This is a genomic window from Thermomonas sp. LB-4 (assembly GCF_036409385.1).
Lineage (GTDB): Bacteria > Pseudomonadota > Gammaproteobacteria > Xanthomonadales > Xanthomonadaceae > Thermomonas.
Genome location: NZ_JAXOFT010000003.1, coordinates 125,083 through 144,166, shown reverse-complemented (window position 1 = coordinate 144,166; position 19,084 = coordinate 125,083). Strand labels below are relative to the sequence as shown.

General features: G+C 70.8%; 19 protein-coding genes and 1 pseudogene. 8 read left to right on the top strand and 12 right to left on the bottom strand.

The window, feature by feature from the left end; translation table 11 throughout:
* The first annotated feature begins 16 nt into the window (after nt 1–16).
* Together SPK54_RS03935 and SPK54_RS03930 are read left to right on the top strand one after the other, a co-directional pair.
* The gene (locus tag SPK54_RS03935; protein WP_330946626.1) at nt 17–283 is read left to right on the top strand and encodes a DUF3297 family protein; all 267 of its coding nucleotides are present in this window, start codon (nt 17–19) and stop codon (nt 281–283) included.
* A gap of 71 nt (nt 284–354) precedes the next feature.
* Nucleotides 355–909 (top strand): DUF3016 domain-containing protein, encoded by a 555-nt coding sequence (locus tag SPK54_RS03930; RefSeq protein ID WP_330946625.1) that lies wholly within the window; start codon nt 355–357, stop codon nt 907–909.
* 49 nt (nt 910–958) lie between these two features.
* Here SPK54_RS03930 and SPK54_RS03925 read toward each other — a convergent pair.
* A pseudogene (locus SPK54_RS03925) lies at nt 959–1,615 on the bottom strand (DUF6596 domain-containing protein); the annotation flags it as partial.
* A 109-nt stretch (nt 1,616–1,724) separates the two neighbouring features.
* Between SPK54_RS03925 and SPK54_RS03920 the strand changes: the two are divergent.
* Complete coding sequence (locus SPK54_RS03920; protein WP_330946624.1) at nt 1,725–2,588, top strand: DNA ligase; 864 nt, start codon at nt 1,725–1,727, stop codon at nt 2,586–2,588.
* A gap of 13 nt (nt 2,589–2,601) precedes the next feature.
* Here SPK54_RS03920 and SPK54_RS03915 read toward each other — a convergent pair whose 3' ends face one another.
* Both SPK54_RS03915 and SPK54_RS03910 read right to left on the bottom strand, forming a co-directional pair.
* On the bottom strand, nt 2,602–4,008 hold the full coding sequence (locus tag SPK54_RS03915) for a serine hydrolase domain-containing protein (RefSeq protein WP_330946623.1): 1,407 nt from the start codon (nt 4,006–4,008) through the stop codon (nt 2,602–2,604).
* A 24-nt stretch (nt 4,009–4,032) separates the two neighbouring features.
* Nucleotides 4,033–4,437 (bottom strand): hypothetical protein, encoded by a 405-nt coding sequence (locus SPK54_RS03910; RefSeq protein WP_330946622.1) that lies wholly within the window; start codon nt 4,435–4,437, stop codon nt 4,033–4,035.
* Between SPK54_RS03910 and SPK54_RS03905 the strand changes: the two genes are divergently transcribed.
* The 4 genes from SPK54_RS03905 (at nt 4,430) to SPK54_RS03890 (ending at nt 7,536) form a co-directional block, all read left to right on the top strand.
* Nucleotides 4,430–5,677 (top strand): histidine kinase, encoded by a 1,248-nt coding sequence (locus SPK54_RS03905; RefSeq protein ID WP_330946621.1) that lies wholly within the window; start codon nt 4,430–4,432, stop codon nt 5,675–5,677. The two genes, SPK54_RS03910 and SPK54_RS03905, sit on opposite strands and share 8 nt — an antisense overlap.
* On the top strand, nt 5,670–6,458 hold the full coding sequence (locus SPK54_RS03900; protein WP_330946620.1) for a LytTR family DNA-binding domain-containing protein: 789 nt from the start codon (nt 5,670–5,672) through the stop codon (nt 6,456–6,458). The genes SPK54_RS03905 and SPK54_RS03900 overlap by 8 nt, the downstream gene beginning before the upstream one ends.
* A gap of 8 nt (nt 6,459–6,466) precedes the next feature.
* The gene (locus tag SPK54_RS03895; protein ID WP_330946619.1) at nt 6,467–6,850 is read left to right on the top strand and encodes a hypothetical protein; all 384 of its coding nucleotides are present in this window, start codon (nt 6,467–6,469) and stop codon (nt 6,848–6,850) included.
* A 98-nt stretch (nt 6,851–6,948) separates the two neighbouring features.
* Nucleotides 6,949–7,536, top strand: coding sequence for an ACP phosphodiesterase (locus SPK54_RS03890; RefSeq protein WP_330946618.1), 588 nt, complete (start codon nt 6,949–6,951; stop codon nt 7,534–7,536).
* A gap of 13 nt (nt 7,537–7,549) precedes the next feature.
* Here SPK54_RS03890 and SPK54_RS03885 read toward each other — a convergent pair whose 3' ends face one another.
* A complete protein-coding gene (locus tag SPK54_RS03885) occupies nt 7,550–7,744 on the bottom strand; it encodes a hypothetical protein (protein ID WP_330946617.1) in 195 nt (64 codons plus the stop codon).
* A gap of 150 nt (nt 7,745–7,894) precedes the next feature.
* Between SPK54_RS03885 and SPK54_RS03880 the strand changes: the two genes are divergently transcribed.
* On the top strand, nt 7,895–9,100 hold the full coding sequence (locus SPK54_RS03880) for a serine hydrolase domain-containing protein (RefSeq protein WP_330946616.1): 1,206 nt from the start codon (nt 7,895–7,897) through the stop codon (nt 9,098–9,100).
* A gap of 133 nt (nt 9,101–9,233) precedes the next feature.
* Here SPK54_RS03880 and SPK54_RS03875 read toward each other — a convergent pair whose 3' ends face one another.
* From SPK54_RS03875 to pyk, 8 genes are all read right to left on the bottom strand, one after another.
* Nucleotides 9,234–10,133, bottom strand: a complete 900-nt coding sequence (locus SPK54_RS03875) for a TrmH family RNA methyltransferase (RefSeq protein WP_330946615.1) — start codon at nt 10,131–10,133, stop codon at nt 9,234–9,236.
* Nucleotides 10,126–13,260, bottom strand: coding sequence for an efflux RND transporter permease subunit (locus SPK54_RS03870; RefSeq protein ID WP_330946614.1), 3,135 nt, complete (start codon nt 13,258–13,260; stop codon nt 10,126–10,128). Before SPK54_RS03870 ends, SPK54_RS03875 begins: the two co-directional genes overlap by 8 nt.
* A 3-nt stretch (nt 13,261–13,263) precedes the next feature.
* Complete coding sequence (locus SPK54_RS03865; protein ID WP_330946613.1) at nt 13,264–14,349, bottom strand: efflux RND transporter periplasmic adaptor subunit; 1,086 nt, start codon at nt 14,347–14,349, stop codon at nt 13,264–13,266.
* A gap of 119 nt (nt 14,350–14,468) precedes the next feature.
* Complete coding sequence (locus tag SPK54_RS03860) at nt 14,469–14,834, bottom strand: hypothetical protein (RefSeq protein ID WP_330946612.1); 366 nt, start codon at nt 14,832–14,834, stop codon at nt 14,469–14,471.
* A gap of 232 nt (nt 14,835–15,066) precedes the next feature.
* Nucleotides 15,067–16,071: a class I fructose-bisphosphate aldolase gene (locus tag SPK54_RS03855; RefSeq protein WP_330946611.1), complete on the bottom strand. Its 1,005-nt coding sequence runs from the start codon at nt 16,069–16,071 to the stop codon at nt 15,067–15,069.
* Between the two features lie 162 nt (nt 16,072–16,233).
* Nucleotides 16,234–16,821, bottom strand: coding sequence for a hypothetical protein (locus tag SPK54_RS03850; RefSeq protein ID WP_330946610.1), 588 nt, complete (start codon nt 16,819–16,821; stop codon nt 16,234–16,236).
* A 35-nt stretch (nt 16,822–16,856) separates the two neighbouring features.
* The gene (locus SPK54_RS03845) at nt 16,857–17,474 is read right to left on the bottom strand and encodes a hypothetical protein (protein WP_330946609.1); all 618 of its coding nucleotides are present in this window, start codon (nt 17,472–17,474) and stop codon (nt 16,857–16,859) included.
* A gap of 98 nt (nt 17,475–17,572) precedes the next feature.
* Entirely contained in the window at nt 17,573–19,054 is a 1,482-nt protein-coding gene (pyk, locus tag SPK54_RS03840) for a pyruvate kinase (RefSeq protein WP_330946608.1), read from the bottom strand.
* Between the last annotated feature and the right edge of the window lie 30 nt (nt 19,055–19,084).

Genomic DNA, 19,084 nt, shown 5'->3' with positions numbered 1-19,084 from the left:
CGCCGGCAGCCTACCCATGTCCGACACCCCGCCCGACCGCCTCTCCAACGACCCGCGCAGCCCGTTCTACCAGCCCGAGCTGCTGGAGCGCGGCATCGGCATCCGCTTCAACGGCACCGAGCGCAACAACGTCGAGGAATACTGCATCAGCGAAGGCTGGGTGCGCGTGCAGGCCGGCCGCTCGCTGGACCGCCGCGGCATGCCGATGACCATGAAGATCAAGGGCACCGTGGAAGCCTGGTTCCTGGACACCGCCGACGGCACCGGAACGGCGGCTGACTGACCCGCGCCGCTGCCCTCCCGCGCGCCTGCGGGCGGGGGCACACTGGGGGCAGACCCAAGCGGAGAACAACGATGCACGCCAAGCTCACCGCACTTGCCCTGACCCTTGCGCTGGCCGGCTGCGCCGCCACCGGCGATGGCATGCTGGCCGCGGATGCCCCCCGCGCCCTCCCGGACGCCGGGCCGGTCAGCGTGGCCTGGGCCGATCCCGCCACCTTCACCGAGCTGCGCCGCAGCCGGAACCACCTGGACAGCAGCCGCGGCAGCTGGCTGACCGACCTGGCCAAATACCTGCGCAAGCGTGCCGAAACGCAGCTGCCGGCCAGTGAGCGCCTGCAACTCACCATCGTCGACATCGACCGCGCGGGTGATTACGAGCCCTGGCGCAGCCTGCACCGGCAGGACGTCCGCATCGTTCGCGACATCTACCCGCCGCGCATGACCGTGCAGTACAAGCGCTTCGACGCCAGCGGCGCGGTGGTGGCGGAAGGCGAACGCAAGATCACCGACCCCGGCTTCCTCGTCAACGCCTCCCCGCTCCACGATACCGACCCCCTGCGGTACGAGAAGCGGATGATCGACAGCTGGCTGCGCCGCGAATTCAAGGAGCCGGTCGCGAACCTGTGATCGCCGCCGGCATGCGCACGCGAGGCCGCCTGCGGGCGGCTTCGTCGCGTCAGGCCGGCCCCCCGCCTGCTGCGGCACGCGCCAGCAGCACCTCGCGCTCGCGCGCGTTGCCGGTCAGGGCCGCCGCCTGCGCGAATTCGGCGCAGGCCTCGTCATGGCGACCCAGCGCGGCCAGCAGGTCCCCGCGCACCGCGTGCAGGGGCGGATAGCCGCGCAGCTTCGCCTCCGCCATCAGCGCGTCCACCAGCGTTAGGGCCACCCACGCGCCGTGCGCACGCGACACCGCGAGCGCGCGGTTGAGTTCGACCACCGGCGAGGGGGCCACCCTCATCAACCGCGCGTACAGCATCGCGATCGCGTCCCAGTCCGTGTCCTCGAAGCGCAGCGCACGCGCATGGCAGGCCACCAGCGCGGCCTGCAGCGCGTACGGGCCGTCCGTCCCGCCCAGCCGCTGCGCCACAGCCAGCGCCTGCAGGCCGCGGTGCAGCTGCAGCCGGTCCCAGCGCGCGCGGTCCTGGTCCGCCAGCAGCACCGGCGACCCGTCGGCGCGGGTGCGCGCCGGGATGCGCGATGCCTGCAGCTCCATCAGCGCGAGCAGGCCGAACACTACCGATTTGCGCGACAGCAGCCCGGCAAGCACCCGGCCCAGCCGCAGCGCCTCCTCGCACAGCGTCGACCGCATCCAGTCCTCGCCGCTGGTCGCCGCGTCGGCGCCGGCTGATCCGGGGAATTCCCACCCACGCATGCGGTGCCGGCCGATGGGCGCCGCCTGGCCAAGACGCGAGGCTGGCATTGCGACCCAACCGGAGCCCGCCATGGATCTGCGCCCCGCCCTGCTCGCCCTGCTGCTGGCCGCCTGCCTGCCGCCAGCGCCCGGCTGGGCCGCCTCGCCGACGCCGGCGCCGATGCTGGCCACCAGCCTGCACGGGCAGGTCGACGTGGCCCGCTACCTCGTCAGTGAAAAGCTCGACGGCGTCCGCGCCCGCTGGGATGGGCGCCGCCTGCTGACCCGCAGCGGCAAGGCCATCGACGCACCGGCGTGGTTCACCGCCGGCTGGCCGGCGCAGGCCATCGAGGGCGAACTGTGGATCGCGCGCGGACGCTTCCAGCAGGTCAGCGACCTGGTGCGCGCGCTGCGGCCGGACGAAGCAGGCTGGCGGCAGGTGCGCTTCATGGCCTTCGACCTGCCGGCCGATCCCGGCCCGTTCTCGCAGCGCGCGCAACGGCTGCGGCTGCTGGTGGCGCGGGCAGCCGCGCCCGGCCTGCATGCAATAGCGCAGGCGCGCCTGGGCAACCGCGCCGCGCTGGACGCGCGCCTGCGCGCCGTGGTGGCCGCCGGCGGCGAAGGCCTGGTGCTGCATCGCGCGGACGCCCGCTACGTGGGCGGGCGCAGCGACGGCCTGCTGAAGTACAAGCCGGTAGCCGATGCCGAAGCGCGCGTGGTCGGCTACCGCCCCGGGCAAGGCAAGTACGCCGGCCTGGTGGGCGCCCTGCTGGTCGAAGACGCCCGCGGCCGCCGCTTCGCTCTGGGCAGCGGCCTGTCCGACGCCGACCGCCGGCAGCCGCCGCGGCCGGGGACGGTGGTGACCTACCGCTACAACGGCCTGACCGCCAAGGGCACGCCGCGCTTCGCCCGCTACCTGCGCGTCCGCGGCGACCGGCCCGGCGTACGCGATTGACCTTCCCGCGGGCTCAGGGATCCAGCGGCATCCGCGCCGTGTAGAAGTCGACCAGCCGCTCCACCGCCGGGGGATCGACGTTGGCAAGGCCGATCACGACCGTGTCCTGCGCCGGGAACACCCCGAGCGCGGCATTCATGCCTTCCGCGCCGCCGCCATGGCCGAAGCCGGCCACGCCCTGCCGCTGCCCGACCATGAAGCCGTAGCCGTACCACGGCGTCTGCCTGCGCGTGGCGTCGGCCAGCAAGGCGGGCGGCAGCAGCGTGCCGTCGCGCAACGCGCGCACGAACTCCAGCAGGTCGGCCGCAGTGCTGTAGCCGCCGCCGGCCGCAGTGCCCCGGTACGGCAGGGTGTCCGCGGCGTCGATCCACCTGCCGTCCTTGCGCGTGTAGGCGTGCGCGCGGCCGGGCACCTTGGTGCCTTCGGGCAGCGAACCGCTGTCGCGCATGCCGGCCGGGGCAAACACGTGCCGGGCGATGTAGTCGTAGTACGACTGCCCGCTGACGCGCTCGATGATGGCGCCCAGCAGGACGTAGCCGTAGTTCGAGTACTCGAACCCCTGCCCCGGCGCATGGGTGGGCCCACGCGCGCCGAACAGCCGGACATAGTCGTCATGGGTCTTCAGCGTCGTGCGGTGCTGGACGAACGCCGGCCCGAAGATGTCGCCCGTGCCGCCGGCATGGGTCAGCAGCTGGCGGATCGTGACCTTGCCGATCTCCGCGTTCGGATAGCCCGGCAAGTGTTGGCCGACGGTATCGTCCAGCGCCAGGCGACCGGCTCCCACCAGCTGCAAGGTGGCCACCGCGGTGAACATCTTGTCCATCGAGCCAAGGCGGAACTTCGTCTGCAGCGTCACCGGCGTGCCGGCGGCGCGATCCGCCAGCCCCCACGCACGCTGCAGCAGGACCTCGTCGCCGCGCGCGACGAGCAATACGCCGGAGAACGCGTCCTGGGCCGCCTCGGCGTCGGCCTTGGCGGCCAGCGCCGCGATCGCGCCGGCCCGGTCCAGCCGCGGAATGCGCAGATCGTCGGGGCGCTCGATCGCCGCGATGTCCAGCGCCAGGGGCTTGCCTGCGGCCACCGTCACCGACACCCGCGCAACGGTGTCCGAGGCCGCTTCCTGCACCAGCGCACGCGCGGTTCCGGGCGGGGACGGTTCGCGGCGGAGCAGCCGGAAGCCGCCGGTCTGGCCGTGGAATTCGAGCATGCCGTCCACGTCGAACGTCGGCAGGTAGCGATCGCGGAATGCCGCAAGGCGCGCGCGGTCGTTGGCATTGAAGGCCTCCAGCCAGGCATCCAGCGCCTGCCGCGCGGGATCATCGGCGGGGGCGATGGCGTGGACCGCGACGGGTGGGGCCGGTTGCGCCGTTGCCCCCCAGGGCAGGAGCGCGGCGAACAGCAGGGCGAAGCAACGGGTCATGGCGCATATCCGAAGGAAGGAGCTTCAGCAGATACGGTGGCCATGTCCGCGGTTGCGGCAGCTGGCCCCGTGGCGCGGCGACCGGGCGACCGTCCGGCGCCGCCAGCATCGCGCCGCGGGGTCGCGGCTACCACCCGCCAAGGTGCAGCGCGCGCCCCACGGCTTGCGGTGGAGATGCACGAACCGGTCGGTGCTGCCGCGGATCGCGGGGTCGAATACGTTCCCGGTGCGATCGTCGGCGGCGTTGCGAAGCCCTGGGATGGCCGATTCCCACTGCAGGCCGTGCTGGCGAAGCGCGCGCCGGAGGTCATGCCGGGCGAGGCCGTTTTCGTCGCGCGCCACCCGGCCTTCGTCGCCCCGCCCCTTCCCGCCGCGATGTGCGTCGCTATGCTCGCGGCCATCTCCTGTCGGCCCATCGCCCATGTTCAAGCGTCTGTTCTTCCTGCTGCGCATCACCGTTGCCTGGGGCCTCGCGGTGATGCTGGCCGTCGCCGTCTACGCCAGCCTGCCATTGATCGGCCAGTTCGAGGCGCCGGTGATCCTGTTCGGCTTCGCCACCATGGGCCTGGTGGTGGCCGGCGCGTTCTCGCACCTGCACCGCGTGCGCCTGGTGGCCGGGCGGGTGGACAACGAAACGCTGGACAACCGCCAGAAGCGAAGCATCGAGATCCCGCTGGAGGCCGGCGAGGCCTTCGACGTGGTCGAGGCCGCAGTGCGCGGCCTGCCCGGCGCCGAAGGCGTGCAGGCCGCGCGCGACAGCCTGCAGGTGCGGGCCAAGATCGCCCGCCCCCACCTGTACGGCGAGCCGCCGCTGCGGCGCTGGAACCCGCTGCTGTGGTTCGCGCCCGACCACAACCAGTTGCAGGCCACGGTCACCCCGGCCGGCGACAGCGGCAGGGTGACGCTGATCTGCGAACCGGAGAGTCCGGCATGGAGCGACTGGTTCCTGGTCGACGACGGCACCAACTTCGAGAACGCCGAGGCGGTGGCCCGCGCCATCACCCGCCGCATCGGAGACCGCCGGCGCAGCGAGCAGGCCAGCGCCGCGCAGACCGCGACCGAGAAAGAACTCACCGAGGCCAAACTGCACCTGCTGCACGCGCAGGTCGAGCCGCACTTCCTCTACAACACGCTGGCCAGTGCGCAGCTGCTCACCCGCAGCGACCCGGCCCGCGCCGAGGCGATGCTGGGCCACCTGATCCAGTACCTGCGCCGCTCGCTGCCCAACGCCGAAGACGACATGTCCACCCTGGGCATGGAGCTGGAACGCGCGCTGGCCTACCTGGAGATCCTGAAGATCCGCATGGGCGACCGCCTCGGCATGCAGGTGGACGTGCCGCAGGCGCTGCGCGCCACCCCGCTCCCGGCGATGATGCTGCAGACGCTGGTGGAGAACGCGATCAAGCACGGCCTGGAGCCGCGCACCGGCGGCGGCACCGTGTGGATCCGCGCCCGCCGCGACGACGACGGCAAGATCGCGGTGACGGTGGCCGACGACGGCGAGGGCTTCAACACCCAGACCAGCGGCACCGGCATCGGCCTGAAGAACGTGCGCGAGCGGTTGCGCCTGCGCTACGCCGGCGAGGCCAACCTGTCGGTCATCGCCAACTTCCCCAGCGGCGTCGCCGCCACCATCACGGTGCCGTCCAACGGAGCCCGCCATGACTGAGACTGCACCCGTCCGCACGTGGACCTGCGTCGTCGCGGAGGACGAAGCCCTGCTGCGGCAGGCGCTGGTGGCCGAACTCCGGCGCGCGTGGCCCGGCCTGCAGGTGCTGGCCGAATGCGAGGACGGTGCCAGCGCGGTGGAGGCGCTGGCCGAACACCAACCCGACGTCGCCTTCCTCGACATCCGCATGCCCGGCCTGACCGGCCTCGAAGTCGCGCGCATCGCCACCGAGGCCAGCCCGCGCACCCACATCGTGTTCGTCACCGCCTACGACCAGTACGCCATCGACGCCTTCGAGCAGGGCGCCGTGGACTACCTGCTCAAGCCGGTCAAGCCCGAACGCCTCGCCGCCACCCTCGAACGCCTGCAGGCGCGCGACGCGCAACCGGACGCGGCGGCGCTGGCCGCGCTGCTGGACAAGCTGGGCGCGCTGCCGAAGGCCGCCGGCGCGGTGGAGCCGCTGACCTGGCTGACCGCCAGCGCCGGGCGCGAGACCCGGCTGGTGCTGGTGGACGACGTGCTGTATTTCCGCGCCGACCAGAAGTACACCACCGTGGTCACCGCCGAGGGCGAGGCGCTGCTGCGCAGCTCGCTGCGCGAACTGCTGCCACGGCTCGACGGCAACACGTTCAAGCAGATCCACCGCGGGACCATCGTCAACCTGAAGGCCATCGCCGGGATCGTCCGCGACGACAGCGGGCGCGGCACGGTGCGGCTCAAGCACCGTCCGGAGACGCTGGTGGTCAGCCAGCCCTTCATGGGCCTGTTCAAGCACATGTGAGGCCCACCATGTTCGATCTCGGCATGACCAAGTTCGTCGCGCTGCTGCAGTTCCTGCTGGCCCTCGGCGGCTGCTCGCTGGGCGGCACCACCTACAGCAACCGCATCGCCGAGGGCGGCCACGACGTGCTGGCCAGCCGGGCGCGCGTGCAGGACGGGGTGGCCCGCTTCGACTGCCGGGCCAGCGACAGCGGCTGGTGCCACTACACCCTGTATCCAGACGCCTGCGGCGACGGCAAGGACTGCGCGCTGGCGCCAATCCAGCGCTTCGCGGTGGCCCGCGGCGACAGCCGCCAGATTGCCGGCCTCAGCGGCTTCCGGCTGTGCGTGGGCCCCGACGACACCGCACTGGGGCCGGACTGCCAGCCGGACGCTGCCGCCAGCACGCGCTGAGCCCTGCGCGCGGCTTCGTTCCCGCACGCCGGGCCTTGCAGGAGGCATCAGCCAGGCACGGCCCCACGCGCAACCGGCGCGCCGTCTAACATCGGCGCATGAACTATCTTGCCCACGCCTGGCTGGCGCGGCACTCGGACGACGCGATCCTCGGCGCCCTGCTGGGCGACTTCGTGTTCGGCCAGAGCGGCCTGGAGGACTGGCCGACGCCGGTGCGCGCCGAGATCGTGCGCCACCGGCGGATCGACCGCTACACCGACGACCACCCGGCCGTGGTGGCCATGCGCACGCGCTTCGGCGGCCTGCGCCGCTACGCCGGCATCGTGCTGGACGTGTATTTCGACCACTGCCTGGCACAGGGCTGGGATCGCTGGAACGATGCGCCGCTGGGCGCGTTCACCGCGCGCATCTATCGCATCCTGGAGGCGCGCCGCACGGAACTGCCGGGGCGACTGGCGGCGCTGGCGCCGCGCATGGCCGCCCACGACTGGCTGGGTTCGTATGCCAGGCGCGAGAGCGTGGATGCCGCCGTGCGCGGCATTTCGACACGGCTCTCGCGCAACGGCGACAGGCTGCTGGCCTGCCTCGACGTGCTGCGCGCCGACGAGGATGCGGCGCAGGCCACGTTCGAGACGTTCTTCCCCGAGCTGGTGCGGGCCGCGGGGGCGATGCTGGACGCCGGGTGAGCGCCCATCGGGCTCAGCGGCAGCGGAACAGCGCCGGCTGGGTGGCGACATAGCTGCGGTTGCGGACATAACCGCTGCTGCGGCCGTAGCCGATGCCGAACTCGCGCTCGCCGCGGCTGCGGGGCTGGAACTCGCCGTCGTTGGCACTGCGCTCGCTCTTGCGACGCTCGACGAAACTGGGGCTGCGGGGGAAACGGGTGGTGAACATGACGACCTCCTGAATTAGTGTGCTGGTAATGTAATACACCGAATCATCAGAACACATGGGCAGGAAGTCATGCCCGGGCGCCCGGAAAGGATCGGTTCAGCTACTCTGCGGGGCGCGCCGGCAGGTCGTCGGCATCCCCGGAGCCCATGCATGACCCCGATTCGACGCCTGGCCGCGCTGGCCCTGATGCTCACGGCCACCTGGGCCGCTGCAGGCGAGCCGACGGGCCGCGTCCGGGTCGCCTTTGACCGCGCCGGCGAGACCAGCGTGCGGGCCGAGGGCCTGGCCGACACGGCCAGCGGCCGGGTGCTCACCGCCGACGACCCGGCGCGGGTGGCCTCCATCAGCAAGCTGGTCACCGCCATCGGCGTGCTGCGGCTGGTCGAGGCGGGCCAGCTGGATCTGGATGCCGATGTGTCGGCGCTGCTGGGCTTCCCGCTGCGCAACCCGGCGTTCCCGGACGCACCGATCAGCCTGCGCATGCTGCTGTCGCACACCTCCAGCCTGACCGACGCCGCCGGCTACTGGAACGTGCCGCTGGGCGAGGACATCCGCCTCATCACCGGCAAGCCGCAGGCCTGGGACACGCAGCACGCGCCGGGCACGTTCTTCCGCTACACCAACCTCAACTTCCCGCTGGTGGCGCAGCTGATGGAGCGCGCCACCGGCGAACGCTTCGACCGGCTGATGCGCAGGCTGGTGCTGTTCCCGCTGGGGATCGACGCCGGCTTCAACTGGTCCGGCAGCAGCGAGGCGGCGCTGGCCCGCGCGGTGGTGCTGTACGACGACAAAGGCCAGCCGCAGAAGGACGACCTGCGCGGCCAGCGCCCGGCCTGCCTGGTGATCGCGGCGGCCGACGGCGGCTGCGACCTGTCGCGCTGGCAACCGGGCGAGAACGGCGCGCTGTTCTCCCCGCAGGGCGGGCTGCGCATCTCCGCGCGCGGCCTGGCACGGATCGGCCGGATGCTGCTCAACGATGGCGAGCTGGACGGGGTGCGGGTGCTGAGCCCGGCGTCGGTGGCGCTGCTGGCGACGCCGGTCTGGCGTTTCGATGGCGCCAATGGCGTGATCGGCGAGGAAGACGAGCCCAATCGCGGCGGCTTCTTCTGCGCCTATGGCCTGGCCACCCAGCAGCTCGCGCAGGGCAACGGCACCAGCTGCCGGGACGATCTGTTCGGCGACGGCCGCGGGCGCATCGGCCACAGCGGCAATGCCTATGGCCTGCTGTCGGGGCTGTGGATCGACCGCGCGGCCGGCACCGGCGTGGCCTACTTCGCCACCGGTGTCGCCAACGATTCCAGCGGCGCGCGGTCCAACTTCAGCGCCACCGAGGAACAGGGCGCGAGCGGCTGGTAAGCGCAGGCACTGCGGAACTCCGAATTGCAAGGACACTGCAGGAGCGCACCGCAGGGGTGCGAGGCTCTTTGCGTGGTCCCGAGAAAGCGTTCGCGCCCGTTCCGTGCGCTCCTACAAGAGGAGCCCGGGCGGCTCAGCGGTGGCGCGCCCACGCCGCCAGCAGCACCGCGGTGGCGGCGGCCACGTTGAGGCTTTCCACCGCGCCGGTGCCGGGAATCGACAGGCGCAGATCGCAGGCGGCCGCCAGTGCCGGCGACATGCCCTCGCCCTCCGCACCCAGCACGTACAACAGCCGGGACGGCAGGCTGGCCGTGAACAGATCGCTGCCGCCGCGCACCACGGTGGCGGCCAGCCCGAAACCGGCGCCGCGCAGCTGCGCGATGCTGTTGTCCTCGCGCCCCAGCCGCACCAGCGGCACCGCTTCCGCGCCGCCTTCCGCCACCCGCACGGCGGCACCGGACAGCGCCAGCGCCGAATGCTTGGGCAGCAGGATCGCGGCCACGCCGAAGTGCGCGGCGCTGCGCAGGATCGCGCCCAGGTTGTGCGGATTGCCTACGCCATCCAGCCACAGCGCGCACTGCGGACCAGCCGGGAGATCACGCAGCCAGGTCGACAGCGGCAGCGGCTCCTCGCGCAGCACCTCGGCGACTACGCCCTCATGGTGGGCGCTGGCCGCGAGCTTCTGCAGGTCCGCCTCGTCCACCACCCGGTAGCCCACGCGGTGCGCCACGCACCATTTCAGCAGCGGCTGCAGCTGCGGGATGCGCGCCTCGGCCAGATAGAGCTTGCGCAGCGCCTGCGGGCGATGCGCGAACACCGCGCGCACCGCATTCAGGCCGTACAGGCGCAGCTCGGCGTCGCGGCGTTCGCGCGCGGAATGCGCGCTGTCCGCTGTTTCAAATTGCGAAGCCTCGTGGCGTTCCGGTTCGCGCCGCGTTTTTTCACGCGGCGATGATCCAGGGCGAGGCGCGCCCGACCGCGACGGGCGCGGGCCGCGCGGCTGCCACGGGGAACCGCCGTCGCGATCACGCATGGCCGCCCACCTGCGGGGTGTCCGCCTCGAGTTGTTCCAGCCGCTGCGCCAACTCTTCCGGCGAGCGCGTGTACTTCGCCAGCGCCGCGTAGAAGGCCGGCACCACGAACAGCGACAGCAGCGTGGAGAAGGCGACGCCGAAGATCACCACCACGCCGATGGTGGCGCGGCTGGCCGAGCCGGGCCCGCCGAAGATCACCAGCGGCACCGCGCCCATCACGGTGGCGATGGAGGTCATCAGGATCGGCCGCAGGCGCACCGCGGCGGCCTCGACGATGGCGTCGTGGATGGCGCGGCCCTCGTCGCGCAGCTGGTTGGCGAACTCCACGATCAGGATGCCGTTCTTCGCCGCCAGGCCGACCAGCATCACGATGCCGATCTGCGAGAACAGGTTGACCGTGCCGCCGGTGATCCACAGTCCCAGCAGCGCACCGAGCACGCCCAGCGGCACCGTGAGCATGATCACCAGCGGGTGCAGGAAGCTCTCGAACTGCGCGGCCAGCGCCAGGTACACGATCAGCAGCGCCAGCGCGAAGGTCACCAGCACCTCGCCACCGGACTGCTGCAATTCGCGCGACTCGCCCTTCCAGCTGATCTGCGCGTAGTCCGGCAGCGACGCGCGCGCGGTCTGTTCCGCCCAGGCCACCGCCTCGCCCAGCGGATAGCCGGGGGCCAGCCGTGCGCTGAGCGTGATCGAGCGCAGGCGGTTGAAGCGGTTGAGCGTGCCCGGTTCGGCCACTTCGCGCAGGGTGACCAGGTTGGACAGCGGCACCAGCATGCCGTGGCGACCGCGCACCTGCAGCGCATCCAGCGCCGCCACCGAATCGCGGCCGTCGCGGTCGGCCTGCAGCTTGACGTCGTATTCCTCGCCGTTGTCGACGAAGGTGGTGACGCGGCGGCCGCCCATCATCGTCTCCAGCGCGCGGCCGATGTCGGTGGCCGACACGCCGAGGTCGGCGGCGCGCGCGCGGTCGATCACCACCCGCATCTGCGGGCGGGTTTCCTTGTAATCCGAATCCGGGCCGACGAAGCCGGGGTTGTCGGCCATCTTCGCCAGCATGATGTCGCGCCACTGCGCGAGTTCCTTGTAATCCGGGCCACCGAGCACCAGCTGGAACGGCTGGCCGCGGGTGCGTACCAGGCCGCCGCCGGCCATGGTGCGCACGCGCACGCCGGTCAGCCCGGAGAACTTCTTCTCCAGCTCGCCGGCCAGCTCCACCGTGCTCTTCTCACGCCGATCCCACGGCTGCAGGAAGATCATCGCGCGGCCGGTGTGCATCTCCTCGCTGGCACCCCAGCCGCCGGGCACGCGCGGATTGGCCCGCAGGATCGGCTGGTCGGGGCCGGTTTCCTTCAGAAGGATCGCCTCTACCTGCTTCAGCTGCGCCACGGTGTAGTCGAAGCCGGCGCCCTCAGGGCCTTCCATCATCAGCTGGAACGAGCCGCGGTCCTCGCCCGGCGCCAGTTCGCTGGGCAGCAGCTTGAACAGCAGCACCAGCGCCACCACGGCCGCCGCCATCAGCCCGCCGAACAGCCAGACCCGGTGGATGTGCCGGTCCAGCACGCGCCGGTAGCCGCCGGCCAGGCGCTGGAAACGCGTGTTGAGCCATTCGCTGGCGCGGTTGCCGTGCACCGCCTGCGCGCCGGTGTGCGGGCGCAGCAGCTTGCTGGCCATCATCGGGGTCAGGGTCAGCGCGACGAAGGCGGAGATGGCGACCGCCGCCGCCAGCGCCACCGACAGCTCGCGGAACAGGCGGCCGGTATTGCCCTGCAGGAAACCGACCGGCAGGAACACCGCCACCAGCACCGCGGTGGTGGCCAGCACCGCGAACGCGACCTGCTTCGTCCCACGGCGCGCGGCCACCAGCGCCGGCTCGCCCAGATCAACGCGGCGCTGGATGTTCTCCACCACCACGATCGCATCGTCCACCACCAGGCCGATGCACAGCACCAGCGCCAGCAGGGTCAGCAGGTTGATCGAGAAGCCGAAGGCGTACAGCGCGATGAACGAGGCGATCACGCACACCGGCACCGTCACCGCCGGGATCAGCGCCGCGCGCGCGCTGCCGAGGAACAGCCAGATCACGATCAGCACCAGCACCACCGCTTCCACCAGCGTCTCGTATACCCGCTCCACCGCCGCGGAAATGAAGGTGGTGCTGTCGTAGGCCACGTAGATGTCGGTGCCCTTGGGCAGCGTCGGACGAATGCGCTCGGCTTCGGCCTTGGCCGCCTCCGCCACTTCCAGGCTGTTGGCGGTGGAGGTCTTGACGATGCCGATGCCCATCGCCGGCTCGCCGTTGCTGTGGTAGTAGGCGCGCCGCTCGGTGGACTCCAGCGCCACCCGCGCCACGTCGCCCAGCTTCACCACGTAGCCGTCGCTGCCCTTGCCCAGCGGCATCTGCGCGAACGCCTCCGGGGTGGTGTAGTCGCGCGCCACCCGCAGGATGAAATCGCGCTGGCTGGATTCCAGCCGGCCCGCCCCCAGCTCCACGTTCTCGGCGCGCAGCGCGCTTTCCACATCGGCCGGGGTCAGCCCGCGCGCGGCCAGCGCATTGCCGTCCAGCCAGATCCGCATCGCGTAGCGCTGGCTGCCGCCCAGGAACACGCGCGCCACGCCCTGCAGGCTGGAGAAGCGGTCGACCAGGTAGCGCTGGGCGTAGTCCGACATCTGCATCTGGTCCATCGTGCTGGACCGCAGGTTGAGCCACAGGATGGCGTCGGAATCGGCCTCGACCTTGCTGATCTCCGGCGGGTCCGCCTCCTCCGGCATGCGGTCGGCCACCCGGCTGACCGCGTTGCGCACGTCGTTGGCGGCGGCCTCGATGTCGCGGCTGGCGTAGAACTCGATGCTGATCCGCGAGCTGCCGTTCTGGCTGTTGGAATCGATGGTGTTGATGCCCTCGATGCCGGCCAGCGCGTCTTCCAGCGGCTTGGTGATGCGGGTTTCGACCACGCCCGCCGAGGCGCCGGGGTAGTTCACCTGCACCGAGACGATGGGCGGGTCGATCGCCGGCAGTTCGCGCAGGGTCAGGCGCAGGAACGACATCGTGCCCAGCACGATCAGCAGCAGGCTCATCACCACGGCCAGCACCGGCCGCTTGATCGAAAGATCGGACAGCTTCATGGCTTACTTCTTCGCGCCGTCGGCTGCGGCTGCAGCGCCGGCCGGCGCCACCTTCGCGCCGGGCTGCAATTTGCCGGTGCCCTCGACCACGATCTGTTCGCCCGCGCGGATGCCGTCCTTCAGCATCACCTTGCCAGGGATGCGGCCGCCCACCGTCACATCGGCCTTCTCCACGCTGCCGTCGTCCTTCACCCGCCAGACGAAGGTTTCGCTGCCGATCTGCTGCACCGCCAGCTCCGGCACCACGATGGCCGGGCGGGTGCCGCGCACTAGCGCCACGTCGATCAGCATGCCCGGCTTGAGCAGGCGCTCGGGGTTGGGGAAATCACCGCGCACGGTGGCGGCGCGGGTGCCCGCATCCAGCCGCGCGGACACGGTGGCGACGCTGCCATCGAAGCTGCGGCCGGGGTAGGCACCGGCACGGCCGATCAACGCCTGCCCGGGCGCAACCCCGGCCAGTTCGGTTTCCGGCACGGGGAAGTCCACGTACACCCGGTCGATGGCATCGAGCGTGGCGATCACCGTGCCCGGTGTCACCAGCGCGCCGGGGCTGACCTGGCGGATGCCCAGCACGCCGGCGAACGGCGCGCGGATGACCCGGTCGGAGAGGTTGGCGCGGATCTGCGCGGCCTGCGCGCGGGCGGCATCGCGGGCGGTGCGGGCGGTGTCGAACGCCGAGCGCGCCACCAGCTGCTGGCCGACCAGCTGCTGCTGGCGCTGGAACTGCTGCTCGGCTTCCCGCAGCTGTGCTTCCGCCGAAGCCAGCAGCGCCTGCTGCTGCTGGCCGCTCAGGGTCACCAGCGCGGCGCCGCGCGCGACCTCCTGGCCGCTTTCGAAATGCACCTGCTGCACGGTTTCGCTGACCTTGGCGGTCACCGTGACGGCCTCGTGCGCCTTCACCGTGCCCAGCGCGCGCAGGGCATCGTTCCAGTCCTGTTCGCGCACTACTGCCACTTCCACCGGCACCGGCTGGTTGCCGCGGCCGCCGCCAGGACCACCCGCGGCGGGTCCGCCCTGCTTGCCGCAGGCGGAAAGGGCAAGCGCAGTGGATGCGGCGAACAGCAGGGAATAGCGGCGGATCAGCGGCATGGCGCGGCTCGGGCGGGGGGCTCGCGATTCTAGCCTTTGCCGTTGACGCGGCTCCTGTGCCATCGGCTGGGCGGGCGGCTGTCAACCGGACCCGCGCTGCTGCGTTGCCGGCCGCGGCTTCAGAAGCCGCCGAAGGCGAGCCACGCGGCAAGCGCCAGCAACCCCAGCACGATCATCACCCAGCGCAGGCTGCCGGGCCGCTCGCCCATTTCCACGGTGGGGGTGCGGGGGTGATCGCGCAGCGCAAGCCTGGGGATGCGCTTCGCCTCCTCCGCCACGTCGGCGGCACCGGCCGCCGCCTGCCGCGCCGCCTGCCCCAGCAGCAGTTTGATCGCCCGCTGCTCTTCCGCGGGCAGGGCGCGCAGTTCGCCGATTGCCTGCCTGATCGCGGGAAGACCTGCACCACGCAGCAGCGCGATGGCACCGGCCTGATCGCCCTGTGCCAGCGCGCTCCTCACCCTCTGCACCAGATGTCCGCCGGCCATGCCTGTTCCTCGTGTCCGTGGCGGAAGTCTACGTCGCCCCGCCCGGCGGCGGACAAAAAATGCGAACGCCGGCACAGGGCCGGCGTTCTGGTTCACTTCGATGGCCACCTTCGAGGACTTCCTTGCTGCCTTCCATGGCGGGACATCGAAACCTTCGGTCGCCCCGGCCCTTGCATCCCTGTACGGGCGTTCGCTCCCGCAGCCGTTGCCGGAAGGCAACGGCTAAACGCGGTCACTCACCCCACTGCCCCAGCGCCGCCAGGCCGTTGGCCTTGGCGCGCTCGAACACGGTCTGCTGGGCCTTGGCGTAATTGCCCTGCATGTCCTGCGCCCACAGCTTCAGTGCGGCCTGCTGCATGGCGCGGCCGTAGGAGAACGACAGCGGCCACGGGTTCGGGCCCATCCGGTTCATCGCGTCGAGGTGCGCGGTGGCGTCCTCGTCGCTCTGGCCGCCGGACAGGAACACGATGCCCGGCAGGATCGCCGGCACCGCCGACTTCAGGCACATCAGGGTGGACTCGGCCACTTCCTCGACGCTGGCCTGCTCCGCGCAGTTCTTGCCCGGCACGACCATCGACGCCTTCAGGATGGTGCCTTCCAGCATCACGTTCTGGTTGTACAGCGCGTCGAACAGCGCGCGCAGGGTGACCTCGGTGACCTCGTAGCAGGTCTCGATGTCGTGGTCGCCGTCCATCAGCACCTCCGGCTCCACCATCGGCACCAGGCCCTGCTCCTGGCACAGCGCGGCGTAGCGGGCCAGCGCATGCGCGTTGGCTTCGATGCAGGTGCCGGACGGCATGTCCTCCCCGATGGTGATGACCGCGCGCCACTTGGCGAAGCGCGCACCGAGCTTGTAGTACTCGGCCAGGCGCTCACGCAGGCCGTCCAGGCCCTCGGTGACCAGCTCGCCGGGGAAGCCGGCCAGCGGATGGGTGCCCTTGTCCACCTTGATACCGGGGATCATGCCGTTGTCCATCATGTACTTGGCGAACGGCACGCCGTCCCTGGTGGACTGGCGGATGGTCTCGTCGAACAGGATCGCGCCGGACAGGTACTGGTTGGCGTTCGGCGCGGTCAGCAGCAGCTCGCGGTAGGCGCGGCGGTTCTCTTCGGTGCAGGCGATGCCGACGCCGTCGAAGCGCTTCTTGCAGGTGCTGGAGGACTCATCGATCGCGATGATGCCCTTGCCCGGGGCCACCATGGCGCGGGCGGTTTCGGCGAGTTGTTCGATGCTCATGGCGTGCGGCTCGGCTGGCGGAGGGAATCCGCGCATTATAGCCGGCCGGCCAGCAGCCCCGCCGCAGCCAAGACCCGCGCACGGAGCCCACGTTGCAAGGCCCGGCCGGAGAAAGACGCTCAGGATCCGCTGGCGCCGGGCGATGACCGCTAACGCAGGCGCTCAGCCGCGGGGGGTACGGATCATTTCAGACCGCGTCTGCTGCCTGTAGGTGTTCTTCAGCTGATGCCGATTCATGTCCCCGCGCTTCGCCATGTCGGACTTCACCTGCTCCAGGAAGGAGGCGAGATCCTTGATGCCGCACTTGGCGCGCAAACCCGCCGGATCCTCGGCCTGCTTGCCCATGAAGGTCATCGTCGCAACGGTATCAACCGCGCGGGACGTCGTGATTTCCGGCTTCGGCGTGAACTTCCACTGCTGCAAGGCAGCGACCGATGCCTGCGCAAACGCATCCCAGAACCCCTCTGCCGGCTCCGATTCGCCCGTGCTGCTGGACCAGGACTTCAAGAGCGAGAAGTCGCTGGTGGAGCCGTCCGGATTGATGCGGTACCCCACCGCCAGGCAGACATTGTCGCCCCGTTCGGCGAATGCACCGGGGTAACCCGGAGCCGCAAGCTTGGCACCCGGCGACAGCGTCCACTCGTCGCGGATGCCGCCCTCGTTCACCACGCGCACGCTCTGCGCACCCGCGCTCGCTGCCGCCACAAGGGACAGCAGCCCTGCTGCAAACACGATGGCTTTGGTCGACATGTTCCTTCCTCGGACAGGTGTGTGTTCGCTACGACTCAATCGAAGCAGCCTTCGGCCATGCTGTGGCTCAGCCGGCAGCGGTTCGCCTGGTTGGCGCGGATCTCCCGACGCAGGGTCTCACGATACGCACGATCCAGCCACTCCCGGTTCAGGCTCCCGCGGTCGTACGCCGCCTGCCGAACATCGACCAGTGCGTCATGCACATCGTCGATGCGGCAATGCTGCTTCAGGTCGTCCACGCCGGCTTCACCGCCGGAAAAATAGAAAGTTGCAACCGTGAAAGTGGGCCTCGCGACCGCCCCCTGCACGGGAACGAAGCGCCACCGCTGGAGCTCTCCGGCCGCGGACCGACCGAAATCCTCCCACGCGGCATTGTCCAACGCAGCGGCGCTGCTCCAGCGCTTGACGATGACGGGATCAGCGATCGTTCCATCCCGCTGTATGACATAGCCCAGAGCCAGGCAAACATCCGGGCGTGCCGACAACGACTTCTCGGGATACCCAGGTCCTGCGACATCGACACCCTCCGCCAGTCGCCACCAGGACGAGATCCGCCCCTCATTCGCAACCCTGTACTCGACCTCCTGTGCGCCCGCGCGCAGAGAGATCGAGAGCACGATGGAAATCACCAGAAATTTCCAGACCCAGCCCATCGCCGTCATCTCCCCCCCCCAATTTGCGCGAATCGCATCACGCCATATTTTCGGGGGAGTATGCGACGACGTCGGCGCGCGTCCATGAATGGGGCGAGCTACAGCTCCCCCAACCCGGTGGCGCGCCCGTCCGGGCCGATCTCCAGCAGGCGCAGGGTGTTGGTGGCGCCCTTGGTTTCCATGTGCTCGCCACTGGTGAAGATCACCCGGTCGCCGGCACCGAGCAGGCCCGCCTCCACCAGCAGGCGGATGCTGCCGCGCGCGGCTTCGCGCGGGGTCTGGCCGCGGCTGTCGTAGTGCATGGGGAATACGTCGCGCATCATCGCCATCCGCCGGCGCGCGTTGGCGTGGTGGGAAAACGCGTAGACCGGTACCGAGGAGCGGAACCGCGACAGGTAGCGCGCGGTGCCGCCGGATTCGGTCATCGCCACCACCGCGCGCACGCCGATGTGCTCGGACAGGAACATGGTGGCCATCGCGATGGCCTGATCGGCGCGCTCCAGCCCGCGGGGCGCCTTCTCGAAATCGATGTCGACCGCGAACTGGCGCTCAGCGCCCAGGCAGATCCGCGCCATCGTCTCCACCGCGCGCACCGGCCAATTGCCGGCGGCGGACTCCTGCGACAGCATCACCGCGTCGGTGCCGTCGATCACCGCATTGGCGACGTCCAGCACCTCGGCGCGGGTGGGCATCGGGCTGTCCACCATCGATTGCAGCATCTGGGTGGCGGTGATCACCACCTTCTCGCGCGCCACCGCCTCGCGGATGATCTTCTTCTGCAGGCCGGGCAGCTCGGCGTCGCCGATCTCCACGCCGAGGTCGCCGCGCGCCACCATCACCACGTCGCTGGCATCGACGATCTCGGCCAGGTTCTCGATGGCCTCGGTGCGCTCGATCTTGGCCACCAGCGCGGCCTTGCTGCCGTGCGCGCGCGCCACCCGCCGCGCCTCGTGCATGTCGTCGGCGCTGCGGCAGAACGAGACAGCGATGAAGTCCACCTGCATGCCGGCGGCGATGGCGATCAGCTCGCGGTCGCGCTCGGTGATCGCGCCCAGCGACAGCCCGCCACCCTGCTTGTTCAGGCCCTTGCGGTTGGACAGCACGCAATCGTTGAGGACGGTGGTGGCGATGCGCTCGCCCTCCACCGCGACCACCTGCAGCTGCACGATGCCGTCGTCCAGCAGCAGCACGTCGCCAGGCGCCACGTCGCCGGGCAGTTCCAGGTAACTGACGCCGACCTGGCTGGCATCGCCGGGCGGCGCGTCGAGGCTGGCCACCAGGTCGAAGCGCTGGCCGGCCTTCAGCGAGACCTTGCCCTCGGCGAAGGTTTCGACGCGGATCTTCGGCCCCGGCAGGTCGGCCAGGATGCCGACCTCGCGGCCGATCCGCGCCGCCATTTCGCGCACCGCTTCGCCGCGCGCCACCTGCGCGGACGGATCGCCATGCGAGAAATTCAACCGGACCACGTCCACGCCGGCGCGCAGGATCGCCTCCAGCACCCCGGGCGAATCGGTGGCGGGGCCGAGGGTGGCGACGATGCGGGTGTGGCGACGCTGTTCCTGCGTGGTTGCGGCGGTCATGAAGGCGATGACATCGCTGTCAGTGGATGA

Excerpts from the sequence above, each read along its gene's own strand:
- SPK54_RS03935 (WP_330946626.1), top strand. The coding sequence starts at position 17 with ATGTCCGACACCCCGCCCGACCGCCTCTCCAACGACCCGCGCAGCCCG.
- SPK54_RS03930 (WP_330946625.1), top strand. The coding sequence starts at position 355 with ATGCACGCCAAGCTCACCGCACTTGCCCTGACCCTTGCGCTGGCCGGC.
- SPK54_RS03920 (WP_330946624.1), top strand. The coding sequence starts at position 1,725 with ATGGATCTGCGCCCCGCCCTGCTCGCCCTGCTGCTGGCCGCCTGCCTG.
- SPK54_RS03915 (WP_330946623.1), bottom strand. The coding sequence starts at position 4,008 with ATGACCCGTTGCTTCGCCCTGCTGTTCGCCGCGCTCCTGCCCTGGGGG.
- SPK54_RS03905 (WP_330946621.1), top strand. The coding sequence starts at position 4,430 with ATGTTCAAGCGTCTGTTCTTCCTGCTGCGCATCACCGTTGCCTGGGGC.
- SPK54_RS03900 (WP_330946620.1), top strand. The coding sequence starts at position 5,670 with ATGACTGAGACTGCACCCGTCCGCACGTGGACCTGCGTCGTCGCGGAG.
- SPK54_RS03895 (WP_330946619.1), top strand. The coding sequence starts at position 6,467 with ATGTTCGATCTCGGCATGACCAAGTTCGTCGCGCTGCTGCAGTTCCTG.
- SPK54_RS03890 (WP_330946618.1), top strand. The coding sequence starts at position 6,949 with ATGAACTATCTTGCCCACGCCTGGCTGGCGCGGCACTCGGACGACGCG.
- SPK54_RS03885 (WP_330946617.1), bottom strand. The coding sequence starts at position 7,744 with ATGTTCACCACCCGTTTCCCCCGCAGCCCCAGTTTCGTCGAGCGTCGC.
- SPK54_RS03880 (WP_330946616.1), top strand. The coding sequence starts at position 7,895 with ATGACCCCGATTCGACGCCTGGCCGCGCTGGCCCTGATGCTCACGGCC.
- SPK54_RS03875 (WP_330946615.1), bottom strand. The coding sequence starts at position 10,133 with ATGCGTGATCGCGACGGCGGTTCCCCGTGGCAGCCGCGCGGCCCGCGC.
- SPK54_RS03870 (WP_330946614.1), bottom strand. The coding sequence starts at position 13,260 with ATGAAGCTGTCCGATCTTTCGATCAAGCGGCCGGTGCTGGCCGTGGTG.
- SPK54_RS03865 (WP_330946613.1), bottom strand. The coding sequence starts at position 14,349 with ATGCCGCTGATCCGCCGCTATTCCCTGCTGTTCGCCGCATCCACTGCG.
- SPK54_RS03860 (WP_330946612.1), bottom strand. The coding sequence starts at position 14,834 with ATGGCCGGCGGACATCTGGTGCAGAGGGTGAGGAGCGCGCTGGCACAG.
- SPK54_RS03855 (WP_330946611.1), bottom strand. The coding sequence starts at position 16,071 with ATGAGCATCGAACAACTCGCCGAAACCGCCCGCGCCATGGTGGCCCCG.
- SPK54_RS03850 (WP_330946610.1), bottom strand. The coding sequence starts at position 16,821 with ATGTCGACCAAAGCCATCGTGTTTGCAGCAGGGCTGCTGTCCCTTGTG.
- SPK54_RS03845 (WP_330946609.1), bottom strand. The coding sequence starts at position 17,474 with ATGGGCTGGGTCTGGAAATTTCTGGTGATTTCCATCGTGCTCTCGATC.
- pyk (WP_330946608.1), bottom strand. The coding sequence starts at position 19,054 with ATGACCGCCGCAACCACGCAGGAACAGCGTCGCCACACCCGCATCGTC.